Source organism: Streptomyces sp. NPDC096079 (genome assembly GCF_040303145.1).
Classification (GTDB): Bacteria; Actinomycetota; Actinomycetes; order Streptomycetales; family Streptomycetaceae; genus Streptomyces.
The window spans coordinates 369702-386773 of sequence record NZ_JBEOST010000003.1; the positions used below are offsets into that span (position 1 = coordinate 369702).

A 17072-nucleotide genomic window follows, 5' to 3' on the forward strand; every position below is an offset into this window, starting at 1 on the left:
AGCGACAGTGACACACCTTTTACGGAGAATCATCACGACTTGTCCCCTGTTGAGGAGTAGGTGCCATGAGCGAAGCGGCCGGCGGCAGCGGTGACGAACTCTCGGTGCTCCGGGCCCGGGTGGCCGCCCTGGAAGCGGACAAGGCGGCGGCCCCACCGCCCCACCACCGCGTCCGCTCCTTCTTCGCCGCCCTGCTCATCGTCATCGGCTGCGTCCTCGTCCCGCTGGGCATCGTCGCCTCCTGGACCTCGGACATCGTCGGGGACACCGACCGGTACGTGCAGACCGTCGCCCCGCTCGCCGACGACCCGGACGTCCAGGCGGCCGTCGCCACGCGGGTGACGAACGCCGTCATGGAGCACATCGACCTGGAGTCCCTCCTGGAGGGCGTCGCTCCCGACCAGCGGCCCCTGGCGGCGAAGGCCCTCGGCAAGCTCGGCGGCTCCCTGGAGGGCGCGGTCAAGAGCTTCGTCCACGAACGGACGCAGGACGTCGTCGCCTCGTCGGCCTTCCAGACGATCTGGACCGACGCGAACCGCGCGATCCACACCTCCCTCGACCGCGCCCTGACCGGCAACGACGAAGGCGCGGTGAAGATCGAGACGGACACGGTCACGATCGACCTCGCGCCCGTGATCGACCGCGTGAAACAGCGCCTCGTCGACTCCGGGCTCGACGTCGCGGCCAAGATCCCCGAGATCCACACCGACTTCACGGTGGTCAAGTCCGACGACATCGGCAAGGTGAAGACCGGCTTCGCGCTGCTCCAGGCGATGGGCGTCTGGCTGCCGGTGATCGCGGTCCTGCTCGTCGTCGCCGGTGTGCTGCTGGCCGTGCACCGCCGCCGCACCCTGGTGGCCGCCGCCCTCGGCGTCGCCTTCGCCGCGATCGTCCTCGGCGTCGCCCTCACCGTCTTCCGCACGGTCTATCTCAACGCCCTGCCCGCCGAGGTCTCCCCGGCCGCCGCCGGCTCCGTCTACGACACCCTGATCCGCTTCCTGCGCACCTCGGTCCGGGTGTACGCGACCCTCGGCATCCTGCTCGCCCTGGCCGCCTGGCTCTCCGGCCCGAGCCGCCCGGCCGTCCTCGTGCGCGGCCTCTGGCACTCCGGCCTCACCGCCACCCGCTCCACGGCCGACCACGCGGGCATGCGTCTCGGTCCGGTGGGCCCGTTCGTCGGCCGCTACCGCACGTGGATCACCTGGATCCTCGTCGCCGGGGCGGCGGCCGCCATCGTCTTCTGGCCCTACCCCACCGCCTGGGTCGTCGTGGGCGTCGTCCTCGTCCTGCTCTTCGTCCTCGCGGTGGTGGCCTTCCTGGCGGAGGAGCCGGCGGAGGAGCCGGCACCGAAGACGACGTCCGGGGGCCGGCCCTCGTAGCTCCGGAGGCGCGGACGCCGGTCCGCGAGCACGGCGAGAACCCGTGCTCGCGGACCGGCGCCGTGCTGCCCGTGACCGCCGGGGTGCGCCGCGCCCTCCGGGCGGACGGGACGTTCCGGACGGGCCCTGGAACGTCCCGTGGGCGCCGGGTCCTCTCCGTCGGGCTTGCGCCCACCAGCCGGCCGACCGGTACGGGATCGGCGCCACCGCCCCGCCCGCCGCCCAGGTCACGGCACTCGGCCCGGCCGCCGCAGGGGGGTTCCGGCGCCCACCCCGGCCGCCGCAGGAAGGTTCCGGCGACGCCCGGACGACGGCCGTGGACGCCCCCGACGCCCCCCACGCCCTCCCCCGCACGGACGGACGGCGGCATGAGCCGCGTCAGTTCACGGAGGAGGGCGTGGAGGGCGTCGGGGGCCGGGCGGCGCGGGGCCGGGCGGCGCGGGGCCGGTCAGGCCCCGCGTACGTCACCGGCGTACGTCACCGGCGTACGTCACCGGCGGACGGTGTCGTCGGTCTTGAGGTCGTCCAGCGAGTCCTGGAAGTCCTCCAGCTCGTCCGGGCAGTAGACCTGGAGGATGATCCGCTCGACCTCGACGGCCTTGGTGTCGGTGATGACGGGCCGCATCCCGGGGCCCGTGGCGCCGTTGGCCTGCTGGATCTTCCACAGCGCCGTGTTGAGGGCGCTGCCCGGGTCCTCGCAGACCGGCCCGCCGTCGGTGCCGAGCAGCTGCTCGACGGTGTCGGTGTCGGGGGAGGGGTATCCGGCCCGCACCAGCTCCTCCTGGAGCTGCTTGGCCTTGTCGGCGCTCTTGTTGCTGGTCGTCACGCCCTGGTAGCGGATGAGGCCGGTGATGACGAGACCGACGAGGATCACGATCGCGCCCCAGTAGATCCACTTGTGCTCGGAGGCGAAGCGGGTGGGACTCATGCCCGGTCTCCCTCGCTCGGGACGCCGGCGTCGGCGGTGCGCCAGCTCGGTTTGCGGAACTTCAGGAAGGCCCAGGGGATCAGGAGGCCCAGGATGACCAGGCCGCCGCCGACGATGGCGATGTACGCCCAGACGCTGCCGCTGCCGAACTGGGAGCTGGGGACGAAGCCGATGCACAGCGCCGCCAGGGAGGCGAGCAGACCGGTGACGCACAGGACGCCCAGCGCGGGGGCCCGGTAGCCGCGGGGGTGGTCGGGCTGGGTCTTCCGCAGGCGCATCGCCGCGGCGAACATCAGCAGGTAGACGATCAGGTACACCTGCGTGGTGATGACCGAGAAGATCCAGTAGACGCTGGAGACGTTGGGGATCAGCGCGTACCCGAGGGCGATGACCGTGGTGACGACGCCCTGGGTGACGAGGATGTTCTGCTGGACGCCGTACTTGTTCAGCTTCTGCAGGAACGGCGGCAGGTAGCCCTCCTGGCGGGAGATCTCCAGGAGGCCCTTGGAGGGGCCGGCCAGCCAGGTGAGCATGCCGCCGAGGGAGGCGGAGACCAGGGCGACGGCGGCGATCGGGGTGAGCCAGCCGATGTGGAAGTACTCGAAGAAGGCGTCGAACGCCTGCATCACGCCGGCCGTGAGGCTGAGCTGGTCGGCGGGGACGACCCAGCTGATGGCGAGCGCCGGCAGGATGAAGATCAGCAGCACCAGGCCCATCGCGAGGAACATCGACTTCGGGTACTCCTTCGCCGGGTCCTTGAGCGAGGAGACGTGCACGGCGTTCATCTCCATGCCGGAGTACGACAGGAAGTTGTTGACGATCAGCACGAGGCTGGCGAGTCCCGTCCACTGCGGGAGCAGGGCGTCCGCGGTCATCGGGGCGGCGGAGGGGTTGCCCTGGCCGAGGAAGACCATGCCGAGGACCACCAGCAGGGTGCCGGGGATCAGGGTGCCGATGATCAGGCCCCAACTGGCCAGCCCGGCCAGTGCCTTGGTGCCGCGCGAGGAGACCCAGACGCCCGTCCAGTAGAGGACCACGATGACGATCGCGGTGTACGGACCGCTGGAGGCGAGGGCCGGATCGATGATGAACGCGATGGTCGACGCGACGAACCCGAGCAGGCTCGGGTAGTAGAAGATCGTCATCGCGAACTGGCACCACACGGCGAGGAATCCGAGCGGTTTCGAGAGCCCCTCGGAGACCCAGCGGTACACGCCGCCGTTCCAGCCGGAGGCCAGCTCCGCGGAGACGAGGGCGGTCGGCAGCAGGAACACGATCGCCGGGACGAGGTAGAGGAACACGCAGGCCAGGCCGTAGACGGCCATCGTGGGCGCGGCTCGCAGGCTCGCCACCGACGCGGTGGTCATCAGGGCGAGGGTCACCCAGGTGAGGGTGGTGGGCGCCGGCCGCGTCGCGGCCGCCCGCGGCCTGGGGACGTCGGCCGGTGTGTCGATGCTGCTCAAGGTTGCCCTCCCGTACGTCGGACGATCACCTCACGCTCGGACGGCGCATGGGGCGCGGCAAGCGGGGGTCGGCCGTACGGGTCATTCGCGTGCGCGGCCCGGACGCGGGCCCGCCTCCGGGCCGTCGGGGGCGCGGCGGGTCCGGCCGCGCCGCTCCGAGGACCCCCGCCGCCGGGACCCGCCCCCGTAGAATCGGCTTCCATGTCGATCCCTGACGAGCTGCTCGTCGACGTCGCCGCCACCGTGGAATCCGGGCGGAGCAACCAGATGTCCCTCACCGTCGTCGCGGGGGGAGTGGTCATCACCGGGCGGCTCGCCCCGGAAGGCCTGTGGAGACAGCGCGTGTCGGAGGTCCTCACGGACTCGGCCAGGCTGTCCGAGTTCTCCGGCGTCTTCGCCCCCGCGGGACAGCGGGACACGCCCCCCACCCACCTCCACTTCCACCTCGCCCGGATCCTCCAGGGGACGGTGGGGATGCCCGAGACCGGCGGCATGTACCGGGTCGCCATCGCGGACGTCAGTGCGTGGACCGTGGGGGACTTCAGCTACTCCGACAGCTGACGGTCACGTCCGCGGCTTGACCCCGGACACCACGAGGAACGGCGGATGGCCCGCCTCCGCCGGATCACCGCCGAGCAGCGCCGACTGGTGGGTGAGCACGGGCTCGTGGACGTCGAGGTCGGTGAACCCGGCCTTGCCGAGCACGTCGAGGTACGTCTGGCAGGGCCAGTGGTGGTCGACGAGCTCCAGCGGCGCCCCTCCGGCCGGGCGCTCCAGGCGCGACCGCCGCCGCTCGCCCTTGGTGTAGACCCGGCCCGGCTCGCCGCTGCGGAAGGTCGAGAACCGGATGCCCGTGGTGCGCGGGTTGGCGTCCAGCACGGCGAACCGGCCGCCGGGGCGCAGCACCCGGTGGGTTTCGGCGGCGATCTCGTGCAGGACCTCGATCTCCCCGGCGGTGGTGAAGACGAAGCAGGCCATGGCGGCGTCGACGGCACCGTCGGCGAGGAAGCCCAGCCGGCCGTCGTCGGTCAGCCGGTACTCGATCCTCGGGTGCGGGCGCCGCTCCCGGGCGAGCTCCAGCATCCGGGGCGCGAGGTCGACGGCCACGACGCGCGCGTCGGACGCCTCGACGACGCGGAGGGCGACCTTGCCCGGCCCGCAGCCGTAGTCCAGGACCGTGCGGACGGCGGAGGAGCCGACGCCGAGGGCGTGGAAGACGGCCGGGTAGCCGATGAGGCGCTCGGGGACGTCGTCGTACGAGTCGAGGACGTCGGCGTCCGGCTGCTCGGTGCCGTCGATCGGGCGGGGGGTCGTGCGAGGGGTCATGGGGTGGGGGCCTTCCGCTGATGATCCACTTCGTCCGGAACGTACTGGCAGGGGGAGCCGCGGGACAGGGCCTCGGCGGCCCCCTCACCCGGGTGGGTCAACGGTCGCGGCCGCTGCCGGGCGCCCCGCCCGGCCCCGTGGGTTGATGAGAGGACTGTCGACGAGACCGCTGATCGAAGGGGAAACTGTGGCGCTCCATGAGATGAAGGCCCCGAAGAGCGTGGCCGACGCGGCGACCGACGTCTTCGCTTCCGCCCTGAGCGAGCGGGTCCTGCCGAAGCACCGCATGCCGGAGGAGTCGAATCTCCCGTCCGTGGTGTACGCGATGCTCCACAACGAGCTGCTGCTCGACGGCAACGCGTCGCAGAACCTGGCCACGTTCTGCACGACGTGGACGGACGACGAGGTCCGCAAGCTGATGAACGAGTGCCTCGACAAGAACATGATCGACAAGGACGAGTACCCGCAGACCGCCGAGATCGAGTCGCGGTGCGTGAACATCCTGGCCGATCTGTGGAACGCACCCGGCAGCGCGAACGGCGAGGGCGCGGCCCTCGGCTGCTCCACCACCGGCTCCAGCGAGGCCGCCATGCTCGGCGGACTCGCCCTGAAGTGGCGCTGGAGGGAGAAGCGCCGCGCCGAGGGCAAGCCGACCGACCGGCCCAACATCGTCTGCGGGCCCGTGCAGATCTGCTGGGACAAGTTCGCCCGCTACTTCGACGTGGAACTGCGCCAGGTCCCGGTCGAGCCGGGCGCCACCGGCCTGCGCCCGCACCAGCTGAAGGACTACGTCGACGAGAACACCATCGGTGTCGTCGCGATCCTCGGCGTCACCTACACCTGCGACTACGAGCCGGTCGCCGAGCTCTCCGCAGAACTCGACCGGATCCAGCAGGAGTCGGGACTCGACGTCCCCATCCACGTCGACGCGGCGAGCGGCGGCTTCATCGCGCCGTTCCTCCACCGGGACCTCGTCTGGGACTTCCGGCTGCCGAGGGTCTCCTCCATCAACGCCTCGGGCCACAAGTTCGGCCTCGCGCCCCTCGGCGTGGGCTGGGCCGTCTGGCGCACCGCCGAGCACCTGCCGGAGGACCTCGTCTTCCGGGTGAGCTACCTGGGCGGCGACATGCCGACCTTCGCCCTGAACTTCTCCCGCCCCGGCGGTGAGATCGTCGCCCAGTACTACAACTTCCTGCGCCTGGGGCGGGCCGGCTACCGGCGCGTCCAGGAGGCCTGCGCGCTGACCGCCCAGTACCTCGCCGGGAAGATCGAGGCGATGGGCCCGTTCACGCTGCTCTACGACGGGCAGGGCGCGCTGCCCGCCGTCTCGTACACCCTCACCGACCCCGAGGGCGCGGGCTTCAGCCTGTACGACCTCTCCGACCAGCTCCGGATGCGGGGCTGGCAGGTCCCCTCCTACCCGCTGCCCCCCGACCGGCAGGAGACCGTCATCCAGCGCGTCATGATCCGTCACGGCATCGGCCGCGACGAGATCGACCTGCTGGCGCAGGACATGGACCGCGCCCTGGAGCGCCTGACGCAGGGCGTGCCGTCGGACGCCGACCGCTCCGGCTTCCACCACTGAGACGCACCGGGAACGGATCAGGATTCGAGAAGCGCGGTACGGGGGCCCGCAACTAGCGTGAGGGCCATGGACATCACCATTCACACCACGGCCCTCCCGCACGACGACCCGGACGCCTCCGTGGCGTTCTACCGGGACGCCCTCGGCTTCGAGGTCCGCAGCGACGTCGGCCAGGGCAGGATGCGGTGGATCACCGTCGGCCCCGCGGGGCAGCCCGGGACGTCGATCCTCCTCGCCCCGCCGGCCGTCGACCCCGGGATCACCGAGGACGAGCGCCGCACCATCGCCGAGATGATGGCCAAGGGCACGTACGGCTGGATCCTCCTGGCCACCCGGGACCTCGACGCCACCTTCGAGAAGGTGCGGGCCGCGGAGGCCGAGGTCGTCCAGGAGCCGACGGAGCAGCCGTACGGCATCCGCGACTGCGCCTTCCGCGACCCCGCGGGCAACCTGATCCGCATCCAGGAAGTCCGCTAGATGTGCCGCCCGGGGTGGGCGCAGGCGCGCGCCGCGGACCGGCGCCTGCGGGACTTCACCCGGCTGCGCCGGGTCCGCGACCGCATCGACCGGGAGTACGCCCGCCCGCTGGACGTCCTGGACCTGGCCCGGACGGCGGACCTGCCCCCCGCGCTCCTCACCCGCCAGTTCCGCCTGGCCTACGGAGCCGCGCCGTACGACTACCTGCTGACCCGCCGCGCGGAACGCGCGAGGACGCTGCGGCTGCACGGCGCCGAGTCCTGACCACCGAACGACCACGAGGGGAACCCACCATGGCCGCGAACGAGAAGTCCTACGACGGTTTCACCGACGACGAGCGGGAGGCGATGAAGGAGCACGCCAAGGAGCTGAAGGCGACGAAGCGGCGCGGGGCGAAGGCGGACACCGAGCCCGACGTGCTCGCGAAGATCGCCGAGATGCCCGACGAGGACCGCGCCCTCGCCGAGCGCGTCCACGCCCTGGTGAAGGAGAACGCCCCCGCACTCACCGCGAAGCTCTGGTACGGCATGCCCGCCTACGCCCGGGACGGCAAGGTCGTCTGCTTCTTCCAGAGCGCCCAGAAGTTCAAGTCCCGGTACGCCACCCTGGGGTTCAGCGACCAGGCCGCCCTCGACGAGGACACCCTGTGGCCGACCGCGTACGCCCTCACGGCCCTGAACCCGGCGACGGAGAAGCGGATCGCGGAACTCCTCACGCGGGCGGCCGGCTGAGGCGGGCGGTTGAGGCGGGCGGGCGGCTGAGGCCCCTCTACGGGGCGTCCGTGAGGAACGGATAGTCGGTGTAGCCCTCCGCCCCGCCCACGTACATCAGGCCCTTGTCCCGCAGCGGGTTGAGCGGCGCGCCCCTGCGCAGCCGTTCCACCAGGTCGGGGTTGGCGAGGAAGGCCCGGCCGAGCGCGACGAGGTCCGCTCCGGCGGCCAGGAGCCGCTCGCCCGCCGCGCGGCCGCCGTCGGCGGGGAGCGGGCCGGGCCACGGCAGTACGGGGTTGGCGATCAGGGTGCCCTCCCAGTGCTTGCGCAGGTGCTGGAAGAGCGGCTGGTCGGGGTCGGCGAAGACGACGTGCAGATAGGCGAGGCCGCTGCCGGAGAGGGCGTCGACCAGCGCGGGGTAGACGGTCTCGACGTCGTCCTCGCGCATGCTGTTGGCGGTGACGCCGGGCGCCACGCGCAGACCGGTCCGCTCGGGGCCGACGGCCTCCACGACGGCCCGCACGACCTCCACCACGAAGCGGACGCGGGCGGCCGGCGAGCCGCCGTAGCCGTCGGTGCGGTGGTTGGTCCCGGAGGCCAGGAACTGGTGCAGGAGGTAGCCGTTCCCGGCGTGCACCTCCACGCCGGCGAACCCGGCGTCGACGGCCCGGCGCGCGGCGGCGGCGAAGTCGGCGACGGTGGTACGGATGTCGTCGGCGGTCATCTCGACGGGCACCACGGCGGGCTGGTGCCCCGACGGCGTGAAGATCGTCTCCGGGAGCGCCACCGGCGAGGGCGCGAGGGGGTGGCGGCCACCGCTGTTGTCGGGGTGCCCGATCCGGCCGCCGTGCTGGAGCTGGGCGAACATCCGGCCGCCCGCCGCACCGACCGCCTCGGTGACGCGCCGCCATCCGGCGACGTGGGCGTCGGTGTGCAGCGCGGTGATGTTCGGGTACGTCTGCCCGACCGCGCTCGGCGTGGACGCCTCGGCGACGATCAGCCCCGCCGAGGCGCGCTGGGCGTAGTAGGCGGCCATCAGCGGGGTGGCCGAGCCGTCGTCGTCGGCGCGGTTGCGGGTCATCGGCGCCATCACGAGGCGGTTGGGGAGTTCGAGTCCGCCGAGGCGTACGGGGTCGAAGAGGCTGCTCATGAGGAACGTCCCTTGCGGTTCTGAGGATGGATGTGGGGGAGGAGGGGTGGTTCCACCCTCCGCCGGACGCCCCGGCCGAACAAGATCGATCTCATCTACGATCGGTGACCCGGGCTCACCGATGGGGGCCGCGAGGGCTTGGGGGGCCACCGCAGTGGAGCGACACGAGATCGAGGTCTTCCTCGCGCTGGCCGAGGAGCTGCACTTCCGGCGCACGTCGGAGCGGCTCGGCCTGGCGCAGGGCAGGGTGAGCCAGACCATCAAGAAGCTGGAACGCCGCATCGGCACCCCGCTGTTCGAGCGCACCAGCAGGCGCGTGGCCCTCACGCCGACCGGACGCCAGCTCCACGAGGACCTCCTCCCCGTCCAGCAGCAGCTGCTGCGGGCCGTGGACCGGGCCGTGGCGATGGGGCGGGGCATCACGGGAGAGCTGCGCGTCGGGTACTCCAGCCCGATGATCGCGGAGATCCTGCTGAAGGCGGCCGAGGTCTTCCGCGACCGCTACCCGGACTGCGTGGTCGAGATCCACGAGGTGCAGCTCTCCGACCCCTTCGGGCCGATCAGGAGCGGGCGGGTCGACCTCCAGGTCACCGAACTCCCCGTGGAGGAAGCCGACCTGACGATCGGCCCGGCCGTCCTGTCCGTGCCGCGGGTCCTGATGGTCCCGGCCGGCCACCCCTTCGCGCGGCGGCCCTCCGTGTCGCTGGAGGACCTGGCGGAGACCACGCTCATCGCGGTCTCCGGGACGGTGCCGCGCCACTGGCTGGACTTCCACTACCCGCGCCGCACCCCCGGGGGCGTGCCGGTCCCGCACGGCCAGACCGCCACGTACTGGACGGAGATCATGAACCTGGTGGGTCTGGGCCGGGGCGTCTCGCCGGCGAGCCAGGACGCCGAGCGCTACCACACCCGCCCGGACGTCGTCTGGGTCCCGTTCCGTGACGCCCCGCCCGTCGACTACTCCTTCATGTGGCCGACCACGACGGAGAACGCCCGCCTCCGCGCCTTCGTGGACACGGTCAGCGGGATCTAGGGGGTGTTTCGGAAGTCCCGCACAGCAGCCGCCGTCCGTCCGGTCGCGGGGGTCAGATGACGGCGAGCCGGTCCACCAGCAGTTCCACGCGCTGTCCGGCGTACTCCGACGGGAGCCGTCCGGCGCGGGCCAGGGTGGCGAGGCCGTGCAGGGCCGCCCAGAAGGTCTCGGTGAAGACCCCCGGGTGGACGCCCTCGCCGGCGACCTCGCCGAGGCTCTCCAGCAGGGCGGCGAAGGCGTCCTTCAGCGGCTCCGGGGTGTCCTCGTGCGCGAAGGCCAGGCCGCCGTCGAGCTGGAACAGGGCGTCGTAGACCGCCGGGTGGCGCTCGGCGAAGTCGAGGTAGGCGCGGGCCAGGGCGGCGGCCCTGGCCCGCGGGCCGTCCGCGGCGGAGGTCGCGGCCCGCAGTGCCGCGGCCATCTCCGAGGCGCCTTCGAGGGCGACGGCGCCGATGATCTCGCGCTTGCCGCGGAAGTGGCTGTAGAGGACGGGCTGGCTGTACTCGATGCGCTCGGCGAGCCGGCGGGTGGTGACCGCGTCCCAGCCCTGCTGCTCGGCGAGTTCGCGGGCCGCCGCCACGATGAGGCGCTCGCGGACCGCCCGTTCGCGCTGTTTGCGTTCCTGTACCGACATGACTCGATGCTAGCACCGCTAGACAATCGAGCGGCAGCAGTACTAGCGTTGCCTCGACAGCTAGCAACGCTAGGTCTCTGGAGGGGTCGTCATGCTCAACGCGCTCGAGGTCTTCACCACCGTCGCCGTCGGCCTGATGGTGGGGGTCGAGTTCTCCGTCGCCTTCGTCATGAACCGGATCTTCGGCGCCCTCCCGGAGGACAGCGACCAGCTGGCCCGCGCCCACGGCGGCCGGATGCTGGGCGCCCTGATGCCCTTCTGGTACATCGGCTCGCTCGTCCTGAGCGCGGTCTGGGCCGTGGCCGCCTGGGGCCGCGAGGGCACCGGCCTCGTCGTCACCGCCGCCGGACTGCTGATCCTCAGCGTGATCATGTCGCTGGCGCTGCTGGTCCCCATCAACAACCGCGGCAAGACGTGGACCCCGGAGAACCGTCCGGAGGACTGGAAGGAGCAGATGAACCGCTGGGACCGCTACCACTACGTCCGCGTCGCGGTCATCATCGGCGCCTTCACCCTCCTGGTCACGGCCCTGGCCTGAGCCCCGAGGTGCAACACGGGGTCCACGGTGGGAACCCGACTGTGAGGGCCGTCACATACTGGCCCGGCGCGTCAGGGCCTGAGGGCCACGGGACAGCGCGATGAAACCGAGTCACCAGCGGGCCCGCTCGATGCGTGCGCCCGTGGCATGCGGACCGGTCCCGACGCGGGAGCGCCGACGAACTCCTCGAACCTGGAAGGACGGTGGGAAGAATGGCCGCGCCGAGATGGCGAAAGATGGCGGTCGTACTCGCCTCTTGCGCCGTCGCCGCCGGAGTGGTGACGGCGCCGACGGTCACCGAAGCGGCTGCGCGGGGGTGTTATGAGGATGCCTTCCCGCCTGGCGGCGGCATCAACATCGGGGGCTCCCCGAACAGGTACAAGTGGGACAACTCGCCGTACATAGGTGCGCGGTACGACCGGTGCGCCAATCGGGTCTACGTCATCTACGGCGGATACCGCGCCACGCACTACAACGTCCGCTGGGTCGCGCCGGGCGGACCGTGGGAGCAGGGCGAGGTGGGTCCGGGAGGGCAGTGGTCGTGGCCTCCGCGTCACGGTGACTACAACCTCACGATCCAGGCGTGCAACCGCTCGACCTTCGGCTCGTCGAAGTGCACGGCCTGGTCTCCGCAGCTCTACCTCAACACGCGCTGAGCGAGAGGCGGCGGCCCCGGGTCGGCGGCCCTCGTCGAAACCCGGTCAATTGACCTATAGGAGAGGTCAATTGCGCACTACTGTGGGCGCAATGACGACAAGATCTTCTTCGGTCGAACGGCCCGCGGCCGTGACCCTCGCCGAGGCGCCGCTGCGGCAGGCCCGCAACTCCGCCGCCCTGTGGATCGCGACCGGGCGGGCCCGGGGCCACGAGGTCGTCCGGCGGCGCGGATTCGTCGCGGTCGACAGCGGCGAGCGCGCCGGCATGCGGGTCCTGGTCCAGGAGCCCGACCTCGACCCCGGCGAACTGGCCGAGATGAGCGAGCTGGTGCGCGGGGCCGCGGGCCCGGTGAACGTCGAGGACCCGTTCGGCGCCACCGACCTCGGCCACCTGGGCATGCGCAACTGGCAGATGCCGGTCATGCTGCGCCCGCCCGGCCCGGTCGGCGCCCCCGCCCTCGACGTGATCCGGGTCCGCCGCCCCGAGGACCTCCAGGCGGCGGAGCGGCTCGTGATCGAGGGCTTCGAACTGGACGGGTTCCAGCCCTACAGCCCCGGCGAGCTGTTCCCGGCGGCGCTGATCGAGCAGCCGGGCGTGGACGTGTTCGTCGCCCTGATCGACGGCGTGCCCGCGGGAGCCGGAGTCACCGTCGTGGACGAGGGCGTCGGCAGCCACTACTGGGTCGCCACCTCGACCGCCTTCCGCTCCCGTGGCGTGGGCCGGGCCGTCATGCTCGGCTCCCTCGCCCCGGTGGCGGACCTGCCGGTCACGCTCACCGCGTCGAAACTGGGCAGGCCGCTGTACGAGTCCCTGGGCTACACGGTCGCGGCCCCCTCGACCTGGTGGGCCTCCACCCCGTGACGGGTGCCGGCAGCGCGGGGCGGGCCCCGGCCCGAATGTGACCCGGCGCACACCGGTGGGAGCGATGACTCCTCGACGCATCGCCGGTCATCAGGGTGACAACGACGAAGCGAGGAAGGCCCCGCCATGACCGACACGCTCACCGCGCCCCGCCGCGTCCTTCCCGACGCCTCCCGGTCCCGGTCCGCCGCCCCGTGGGCCGTCGCCGGTGGTGTGACGGCGGGCCCGCTGTTCCTGGCGGCCGGAGTCGCCCAGGGCTGCGCGCGGGACGGCTTCGACTTCACCCGGAACGCGATCAGCCAGCTCGCCCTCGGCGCGGCGGGCCGGGTCCAGACGGTGAGCTTCCTGCTCACCGGTGCGCTGCTGATCGCCGGCGCGACCGGATTGCGGCGGGTGCTGCGCGGCGAGCGGGGCGGGACGTGGGGTCCGGCCCTGGTCGCCGTCTTCGGCGTCTCCTTCTGGGCCGCGGCGGCCTTCCCCGCCGACGCCGGAGCGGGATTCCCCGCCGGGGCGCCCGACGCGGCCGTGATGAGCGGACACGGCGCCGTCCACATGGCCGCCGGGATGACCGGCTACCTCGCCCTGTGCGCCGCGTCCGTCGTCCTGGCCCGTCCCCTCGCCGCCCGGGGCCTGCGCCGCTGGGCCTTCGCGGCCCGGGTCGTACCCGTGGTCGTCCTGGCCGGATTCATGGCCTCGGCCGCCTCGGTCCTGGCGTTCACCCTCGGCGCCGGCCTCGGTCTGCTGTGGCTGAGCGCGGTGACGGCCCGCCTGGCCGCCCGCTAGGGGGTGTTTCGGAAGTCCCGCACAGCATCCGCACAGGACTTTCGAAACACCCCCTAGAGCCGACATCCAGCGCCGACCGCACAGTCCGCCGACCGCCGACCGGCTCCGGCGGACACCAGCGACATCGACAAGATCGTTCCGACAGGAGACGAGGAACCCATGACCGAGACCGTGAAGGGCCCCGCGAGCTACTTCCCCTCCATCGAGAAGAAGTACGGCCGTCCGATCGCCGAGTGGAAGGACCTCATCCGCGCCCACCCCGCGACCAAGCACATGGAGCTCGTCTCCTGGCTCAAGACCGAGCACGGACTCGGCCACGGCCACGCCAACGCCCTCGTCGCCCACACCCTCGCCGAGGGCAGCGGCACGTGATCAGCGCGGGGCCCGGCCGAGGGCCTCACGGGCCCGCAGCCCGGCCTGGAAGCGCGACCGCGCGCCCAGGGAGGCCATGAGGGCGGCGACCCGACGGCGGTAGGTCCGCAGGGACACCCCCAGCCGACGGGACGCGGCCTCGTCCGTATGGCCGGCGGCCAGGGCCCGCAGGACGGCCCGTTCGGCGTCACCGAGACGGGGAAAGGGCGCCCGGCGGTACGTGGCGAGGTCCGCCGAGGTCTCCCAGGCCGTCTCGAACAGCGCCCGCACCCCCGCCACCACGCCCGGGTCCCGGACGACGCTGTACGTACGGGGTTCACCGGGGACGGACCGCGGGGCCGCGAGGACCGCGAGGCGCCGGTCGACCACGATCGCCTCGTGGGCCGGGGGCGCGGGCGAGATCCGGACCTCCACGCCGGCCTCGGCGAGCCGGTCCAGCAACTCCCCGCCACCGGGCGCGTGGAGGACGCCGGGCCCGTACATCTTGCGGACCACGAGACCGGACGGCAGCGCGCGCGGCGCACGCCCGGCGGCCGCCGACCACGTGCCGGGCTCACCGGCGGCGCAGAGGAACTCCCGCCGCACGCCCTCGAACAGGGCGCCCGCCCGCCGCGCCAGCTCGGCCTCGCCCCGGAGCGTCACGATGCCTTCCGTCGTCATGGCACCAAACTGCCACTCGTTCGCCTTCGGTACGAGGCATCCCGAGGATCGGGGACATGACCACGACCCGTGAGAACCCGTCGTCCGCCTTCCTCCTCGGCGGAGACCTTCCCGTCGCCCGCCTGGGCTTCGGTGCCATGCGACTTCCGGCCCGGGAGATCGCGGGCCCCGCGAACGACCCGGAGACGTCGGCGGCCGTGCTGCGGCGGGCCGTCGAACTCGGGGTGAACCACATCGACACCGCCTGGTTCTACTTCCACGGCGGGCTCTCGGCCAACGGCCTGATCCGCCGCGTCCTGCACCCCTATCCCGAAGACCTGGTCCTGGCGGCCAAGGTCGGCCCGGTCCGGCACCCCGACGGCGGCTGGGGCGCACCGGCGGGCCCCCGGCAACTCGTCTCCGGCGTCCACCGGACCCTGCGGGAACTCGGCCGGGACCGCCTCGACCTCGTCTATCTGCGGCTCCACGAGGACGACGACGACACCCTCGCCGAGCGCTTCGGAGCACTCGCCGCCCTGCGGGAGGAGGGCCTGATCCGGCACCTCGGCGTCAGCAACGCGACCACCGCCCAGCTGGCCGGCGCGCAGCGGATCGCCCCCGTGGCGGCGGTGCAGAACATGTACGGCCTCTTCCGCCGCCCCGACCCGGACGTCCTCGACGCGTGCACCCGACAGGGCATCGCGTTCGTCCCGTTCTTCTCCCTGGAGACCCTGGGCCGCACCGAACCGGCCCAACCCCTCGCCGGCATCGCCGCCCGGCACGGGGCCTCCCCCCAGCAGATCAAGCTCGCCTGGACCCTCGCCAGGTCACCGGCCGTCCTCGCGATCCCCGGCACCTCCTCACCGGCTCACGTGGAAGCCAACGTCGCGGCGGCGGCCCTGCGCCTCACCCCGGAGGACCTCGCCGCCCTGGACGGTCTCCCGGCCTGACCGACGAGTCACGTCCCCGCCCGGGCTCCGCGGCGAAGGGGGCCGGTGGGGCTGGACGGGTGTAGTTCGGGGGCCGTCCCGGTGCCGTCCGCCCGGAGGGGAGCGGCGGCGGATTTACATGTGGCTGCGCCTCGACGCGGGGCGTGCCGGTGCCCTTCACGGCTCCGGACCCGACGACTGGAAGAGCACCATGGCAGAGCGAGACCCTCGCCACCGCACCGGCCGCAGCCCGCTACGTCGCGCGCTCGCCACGGCGGTGCTCGCAGCCGGCCTGCTGACGGCCTCGACGGCACCCGGATACGGGACCGGCGCGGCCACTCCGGCGCCCGGCCCGCAGTTCACGCCGTTGACGGCGGCGGTGATGACCGAACCGACGCCGTTCGTCGCCACGGACGGCAAGACGCACCTCTCGTACGAACTCCTCACCACGAACGCCCTGTCCACCAGCGCGCGGGTGCGGCTCGACCGTGTCGAGGTCCGGGACGCCCGCACCCACCGGGTCGTGGGCTCGCTGAGCGGGCAGGCGCTGGCGGACGCCGCCAACCCGGTGGGCGACCCCCTGCCGGGTGCGGACGGGTACACCCCGGCGCCCCCGGGTCCGACACCGACCGTCATCCCGGGCTCCCAGGAGTGGATCGTCTGGCTCGACCTGACCCTCGACCGCGGTGAGCGGGTGCCCAAGGTCCTCGAACACCACCTGTCGGGTGCCGTCCTCACCGCCTCCGGCGCCTCCGCGTTCGAGGAGACGGTCCAGTTCACCCCGACCGGCCGCACCGCGCCGCTGAACCTGGACGCGCCGGTCCGCCCCGGCACCTGGTACGCCAGCGAGTCGTGCTGCGGCAACACCCACCACCGGCGTGGCCTCGGCCCGATCAACGGCCGCTTCTACGTGCCGCAGCGCTTCGCGATCGACTGGTACAAGGTCGGCAGGCAGGGCCAGACCTGGGAGGGCGACCCCACGAAGCTCACCAGCTACCTGAGCTTCCGCCAGCCGGTCGTCGCCGCGGCCGGCGGCCGGGTGGTGGAGGTCCAGGACGGGATCCCGGACAACACGCCGCCCGTCACCCCGCCGGTCCCGCCGATCGACGAGACCGTCGGCAACCACGTCACCGTGGAGGTCGCGCCGGGCCGCTACCTGCTCTACGCCCACCTGACGCCGGGCTCGCTCAGGGTCCGGGAGGGCGACCGGGTCGAACCGGGCCGGGTCCTCGGCCTGATCGGCAACAGCGGCAACTCGACCACGCCGCACCTGCACTTCCAGGTGATGACCACGCCCGAGTTCTTCCCGACGGACAGCCCGCCGTTCACCTTCCGGAAGTTCCGCGTCGTCGGCCACGTCGTGCCCCGGCTCTGGGACGACAACCTGGGCATCCAGCCGACCGGGGTCCTGCCCATCACCCCCTCGCCGTACGACGGCCCCCACCACGCGCGCTACCCGCTCGACCGCGAGGTACTGGAGTTCCCGGCGCCCTAGGGTCCGGCCGGTCCGGACACGGCTCTCCGCAGGGAGAGCGGAACGACGCAGCCCCAGGTCACCGGCCTGGGGCTGCCCCGCGCGAGGCCGGGGCGGCTCGCGCCCGCTGCCTCGCG

Annotated in this window: 20 protein-coding genes; 14 read left to right on the forward strand and 6 right to left on the reverse strand. The window is 72.6% G+C overall.

Annotated elements, in window-relative coordinates:
• The first annotated feature begins 65 nt into the window (after positions 1–65).
• Complete coding sequence (locus ABTY59_RS09120) at positions 66–1379, forward strand: hypothetical protein (protein WP_352018245.1); 1314 nt, start codon at positions 66–68, stop codon at positions 1377–1379.
• A 490-nt stretch (positions 1380–1869) separates the two neighbouring features.
• On the opposite strand, the gene ABTY59_RS09125 is transcribed toward ABTY59_RS09120, so the two are convergent.
• Positions 1870–2307, reverse strand: a complete 438-nt coding sequence (locus tag ABTY59_RS09125) for a hypothetical protein (RefSeq protein ID WP_352018246.1) — start codon at positions 2305–2307, stop codon at positions 1870–1872.
• A complete protein-coding gene (gene gadC / locus ABTY59_RS09130) occupies positions 2304–3770 on the reverse strand; it encodes a glutamate/gamma-aminobutyrate antiporter GadC (protein ID WP_352018247.1) in 1467 nt (488 codons plus the stop codon). Before gadC ends, ABTY59_RS09125 begins: the two co-directional genes overlap by 4 nt.
• A gap of 201 nt (positions 3771–3971) precedes the next feature.
• Here gadC and ABTY59_RS09135 point away from each other — a divergent pair, with 201 nt between their 5' ends.
• Complete coding sequence (locus tag ABTY59_RS09135; RefSeq protein ID WP_352018248.1) at positions 3972–4331, forward strand: hypothetical protein; 360 nt, start codon at positions 3972–3974, stop codon at positions 4329–4331.
• A 3-nt stretch (positions 4332–4334) separates the two neighbouring features.
• Here ABTY59_RS09135 and ABTY59_RS09140 read toward each other — a convergent pair whose 3' ends face one another.
• Entirely contained in the window at positions 4335–5096 is a 762-nt protein-coding gene (locus ABTY59_RS09140; RefSeq protein WP_352018249.1) for a class I SAM-dependent methyltransferase, read from the reverse strand.
• 187 nt (positions 5097–5283) lie between these two features.
• Here ABTY59_RS09140 and gad point away from each other — a divergent pair, with 187 nt between their 5' ends.
• The 4 genes from gad (at position 5284) to ABTY59_RS09160 (ending at position 7889) form a co-directional block, all read left to right on the forward strand.
• Positions 5284–6681 carry a glutamate decarboxylase gene (gad, locus tag ABTY59_RS09145; RefSeq protein WP_403540145.1) on the forward strand — a complete coding sequence of 466 codons (1398 nt, stop codon included), beginning with the start codon at positions 5284–5286 and terminating at the stop codon, positions 6679–6681.
• A 66-nt stretch (positions 6682–6747) separates the two neighbouring features.
• The gene (locus ABTY59_RS09150) at positions 6748–7158 is read left to right on the forward strand and encodes a VOC family protein (protein ID WP_352018250.1); all 411 of its coding nucleotides are present in this window, start codon (positions 6748–6750) and stop codon (positions 7156–7158) included.
• A complete protein-coding gene (locus ABTY59_RS09155; protein ID WP_352018251.1) occupies positions 7159–7422 on the forward strand; it encodes a hypothetical protein in 264 nt (87 codons plus the stop codon).
• 29 nt (positions 7423–7451) lie between these two features.
• Entirely contained in the window at positions 7452–7889 is a 438-nt protein-coding gene (locus tag ABTY59_RS09160) for an iron chaperone (protein WP_352018252.1), read from the forward strand.
• A gap of 37 nt (positions 7890–7926) precedes the next feature.
• On the opposite strand, the gene ABTY59_RS09165 is transcribed toward ABTY59_RS09160, so the two are convergent.
• Positions 7927–9018, reverse strand: a complete 1092-nt coding sequence (locus tag ABTY59_RS09165; RefSeq protein ID WP_352018253.1) for an alkene reductase — start codon at positions 9016–9018, stop codon at positions 7927–7929.
• A 154-nt stretch (positions 9019–9172) separates the two neighbouring features.
• Between ABTY59_RS09165 and ABTY59_RS09170 the strand changes: the two genes are divergently transcribed.
• Positions 9173–10051 carry a LysR family transcriptional regulator gene (locus ABTY59_RS09170; protein WP_352018254.1) on the forward strand — a complete coding sequence of 293 codons (879 nt, stop codon included), beginning with the start codon at positions 9173–9175 and terminating at the stop codon, positions 10049–10051.
• A gap of 52 nt (positions 10052–10103) precedes the next feature.
• Here the strand turns inward: ABTY59_RS09170 and ABTY59_RS09175 are convergent, their stop codons facing one another.
• Positions 10104–10682: a TetR/AcrR family transcriptional regulator gene (locus tag ABTY59_RS09175; protein ID WP_352018255.1), complete on the reverse strand. Its 579-nt coding sequence runs from the start codon at positions 10680–10682 to the stop codon at positions 10104–10106.
• A gap of 91 nt (positions 10683–10773) precedes the next feature.
• Here ABTY59_RS09175 and ABTY59_RS09180 point away from each other — a divergent pair, with 91 nt between their 5' ends.
• The 5 genes from ABTY59_RS09180 to ABTY59_RS09200 all read left to right on the forward strand — a co-directional run bounded on the left by ABTY59_RS09180 (position 10774) and on the right by ABTY59_RS09200 (position 13893).
• Positions 10774–11220 carry an anthrone oxygenase family protein gene (locus tag ABTY59_RS09180; RefSeq protein WP_352018256.1) on the forward strand — a complete coding sequence of 149 codons (447 nt, stop codon included), beginning with the start codon at positions 10774–10776 and terminating at the stop codon, positions 11218–11220.
• Between the two features lie 236 nt (positions 11221–11456).
• A complete protein-coding gene (locus ABTY59_RS09185; RefSeq protein ID WP_352018257.1) occupies positions 11457–11876 on the forward strand; it encodes a hypothetical protein in 420 nt (139 codons plus the stop codon).
• Positions 11877–11967: 91 nt separating this feature from the next.
• On the forward strand, positions 11968–12738 hold the full coding sequence (locus ABTY59_RS09190; protein ID WP_352018258.1) for a GNAT family N-acetyltransferase: 771 nt from the start codon (positions 11968–11970) through the stop codon (positions 12736–12738).
• 126 nt (positions 12739–12864) lie between these two features.
• Positions 12865–13521, forward strand: a complete 657-nt coding sequence (locus ABTY59_RS09195; RefSeq protein WP_352018259.1) for a DUF998 domain-containing protein — start codon at positions 12865–12867, stop codon at positions 13519–13521.
• A gap of 159 nt (positions 13522–13680) precedes the next feature.
• Positions 13681–13893 (forward strand): DUF4287 domain-containing protein, encoded by a 213-nt coding sequence (locus ABTY59_RS09200; protein WP_352018260.1) that lies wholly within the window; start codon positions 13681–13683, stop codon positions 13891–13893.
• Here ABTY59_RS09200 and ABTY59_RS09205 read toward each other — a convergent pair whose 3' ends face one another.
• Complete coding sequence (locus tag ABTY59_RS09205; protein WP_352018261.1) at positions 13894–14553, reverse strand: helix-turn-helix transcriptional regulator; 660 nt, start codon at positions 14551–14553, stop codon at positions 13894–13896.
• A 56-nt stretch (positions 14554–14609) separates the two neighbouring features.
• On the opposite strand from ABTY59_RS09205, the gene ABTY59_RS09210 reads away from it, so the two are divergent.
• Complete coding sequence (locus ABTY59_RS09210) at positions 14610–15482, forward strand: aldo/keto reductase (RefSeq protein ID WP_352018262.1); 873 nt, start codon at positions 14610–14612, stop codon at positions 15480–15482.
• A gap of 190 nt (positions 15483–15672) precedes the next feature.
• The gene (locus ABTY59_RS09215) at positions 15673–16956 is read left to right on the forward strand and encodes a M23 family metallopeptidase (RefSeq protein WP_352018263.1); all 1284 of its coding nucleotides are present in this window, start codon (positions 15673–15675) and stop codon (positions 16954–16956) included.
• Positions 16957–17072 lie beyond the last annotated feature (116 nt).

Excerpts from the sequence above, each read along its gene's own strand:
- ABTY59_RS09180 (WP_352018256.1), top strand. The coding sequence starts at position 10,774 with ATGCTCAACGCGCTCGAGGTCTTCACCACCGTCGCCGTCGGCCTGATG.
- ABTY59_RS09165 (WP_352018253.1), bottom strand. The coding sequence starts at position 9,018 with ATGAGCAGCCTCTTCGACCCCGTACGCCTCGGCGGACTCGAACTCCCC.
- ABTY59_RS09205 (WP_352018261.1), bottom strand. The coding sequence starts at position 14,553 with ATGACGACGGAAGGCATCGTGACGCTCCGGGGCGAGGCCGAGCTGGCG.
- ABTY59_RS09150 (WP_352018250.1), top strand. The coding sequence starts at position 6,748 with ATGGACATCACCATTCACACCACGGCCCTCCCGCACGACGACCCGGAC.
- ABTY59_RS09125 (WP_352018246.1), bottom strand. The coding sequence starts at position 2,307 with ATGAGTCCCACCCGCTTCGCCTCCGAGCACAAGTGGATCTACTGGGGC.
- ABTY59_RS09190 (WP_352018258.1), top strand. The coding sequence starts at position 11,968 with ATGACGACAAGATCTTCTTCGGTCGAACGGCCCGCGGCCGTGACCCTC.
- ABTY59_RS09215 (WP_352018263.1), top strand. The coding sequence starts at position 15,673 with ATGGCAGAGCGAGACCCTCGCCACCGCACCGGCCGCAGCCCGCTACGT.
- ABTY59_RS09195 (WP_352018259.1), top strand. The coding sequence starts at position 12,865 with ATGACCGACACGCTCACCGCGCCCCGCCGCGTCCTTCCCGACGCCTCC.
- ABTY59_RS09135 (WP_352018248.1), top strand. The coding sequence starts at position 3,972 with ATGTCGATCCCTGACGAGCTGCTCGTCGACGTCGCCGCCACCGTGGAA.
- ABTY59_RS09155 (WP_352018251.1), top strand. The coding sequence starts at position 7,159 with ATGTGCCGCCCGGGGTGGGCGCAGGCGCGCGCCGCGGACCGGCGCCTG.
- ABTY59_RS09175 (WP_352018255.1), bottom strand. The coding sequence starts at position 10,682 with ATGTCGGTACAGGAACGCAAACAGCGCGAACGGGCGGTCCGCGAGCGC.
- ABTY59_RS09200 (WP_352018260.1), top strand. The coding sequence starts at position 13,681 with ATGACCGAGACCGTGAAGGGCCCCGCGAGCTACTTCCCCTCCATCGAG.
- ABTY59_RS09185 (WP_352018257.1), top strand. The coding sequence starts at position 11,457 with ATGGCGGTCGTACTCGCCTCTTGCGCCGTCGCCGCCGGAGTGGTGACG.
- ABTY59_RS09160 (WP_352018252.1), top strand. The coding sequence starts at position 7,452 with ATGGCCGCGAACGAGAAGTCCTACGACGGTTTCACCGACGACGAGCGG.
- ABTY59_RS09140 (WP_352018249.1), bottom strand. The coding sequence starts at position 5,096 with ATGACCCCTCGCACGACCCCCCGCCCGATCGACGGCACCGAGCAGCCG.
- ABTY59_RS09210 (WP_352018262.1), top strand. The coding sequence starts at position 14,610 with ATGACCACGACCCGTGAGAACCCGTCGTCCGCCTTCCTCCTCGGCGGA.
- ABTY59_RS09120 (WP_352018245.1), top strand. The coding sequence starts at position 66 with ATGAGCGAAGCGGCCGGCGGCAGCGGTGACGAACTCTCGGTGCTCCGG.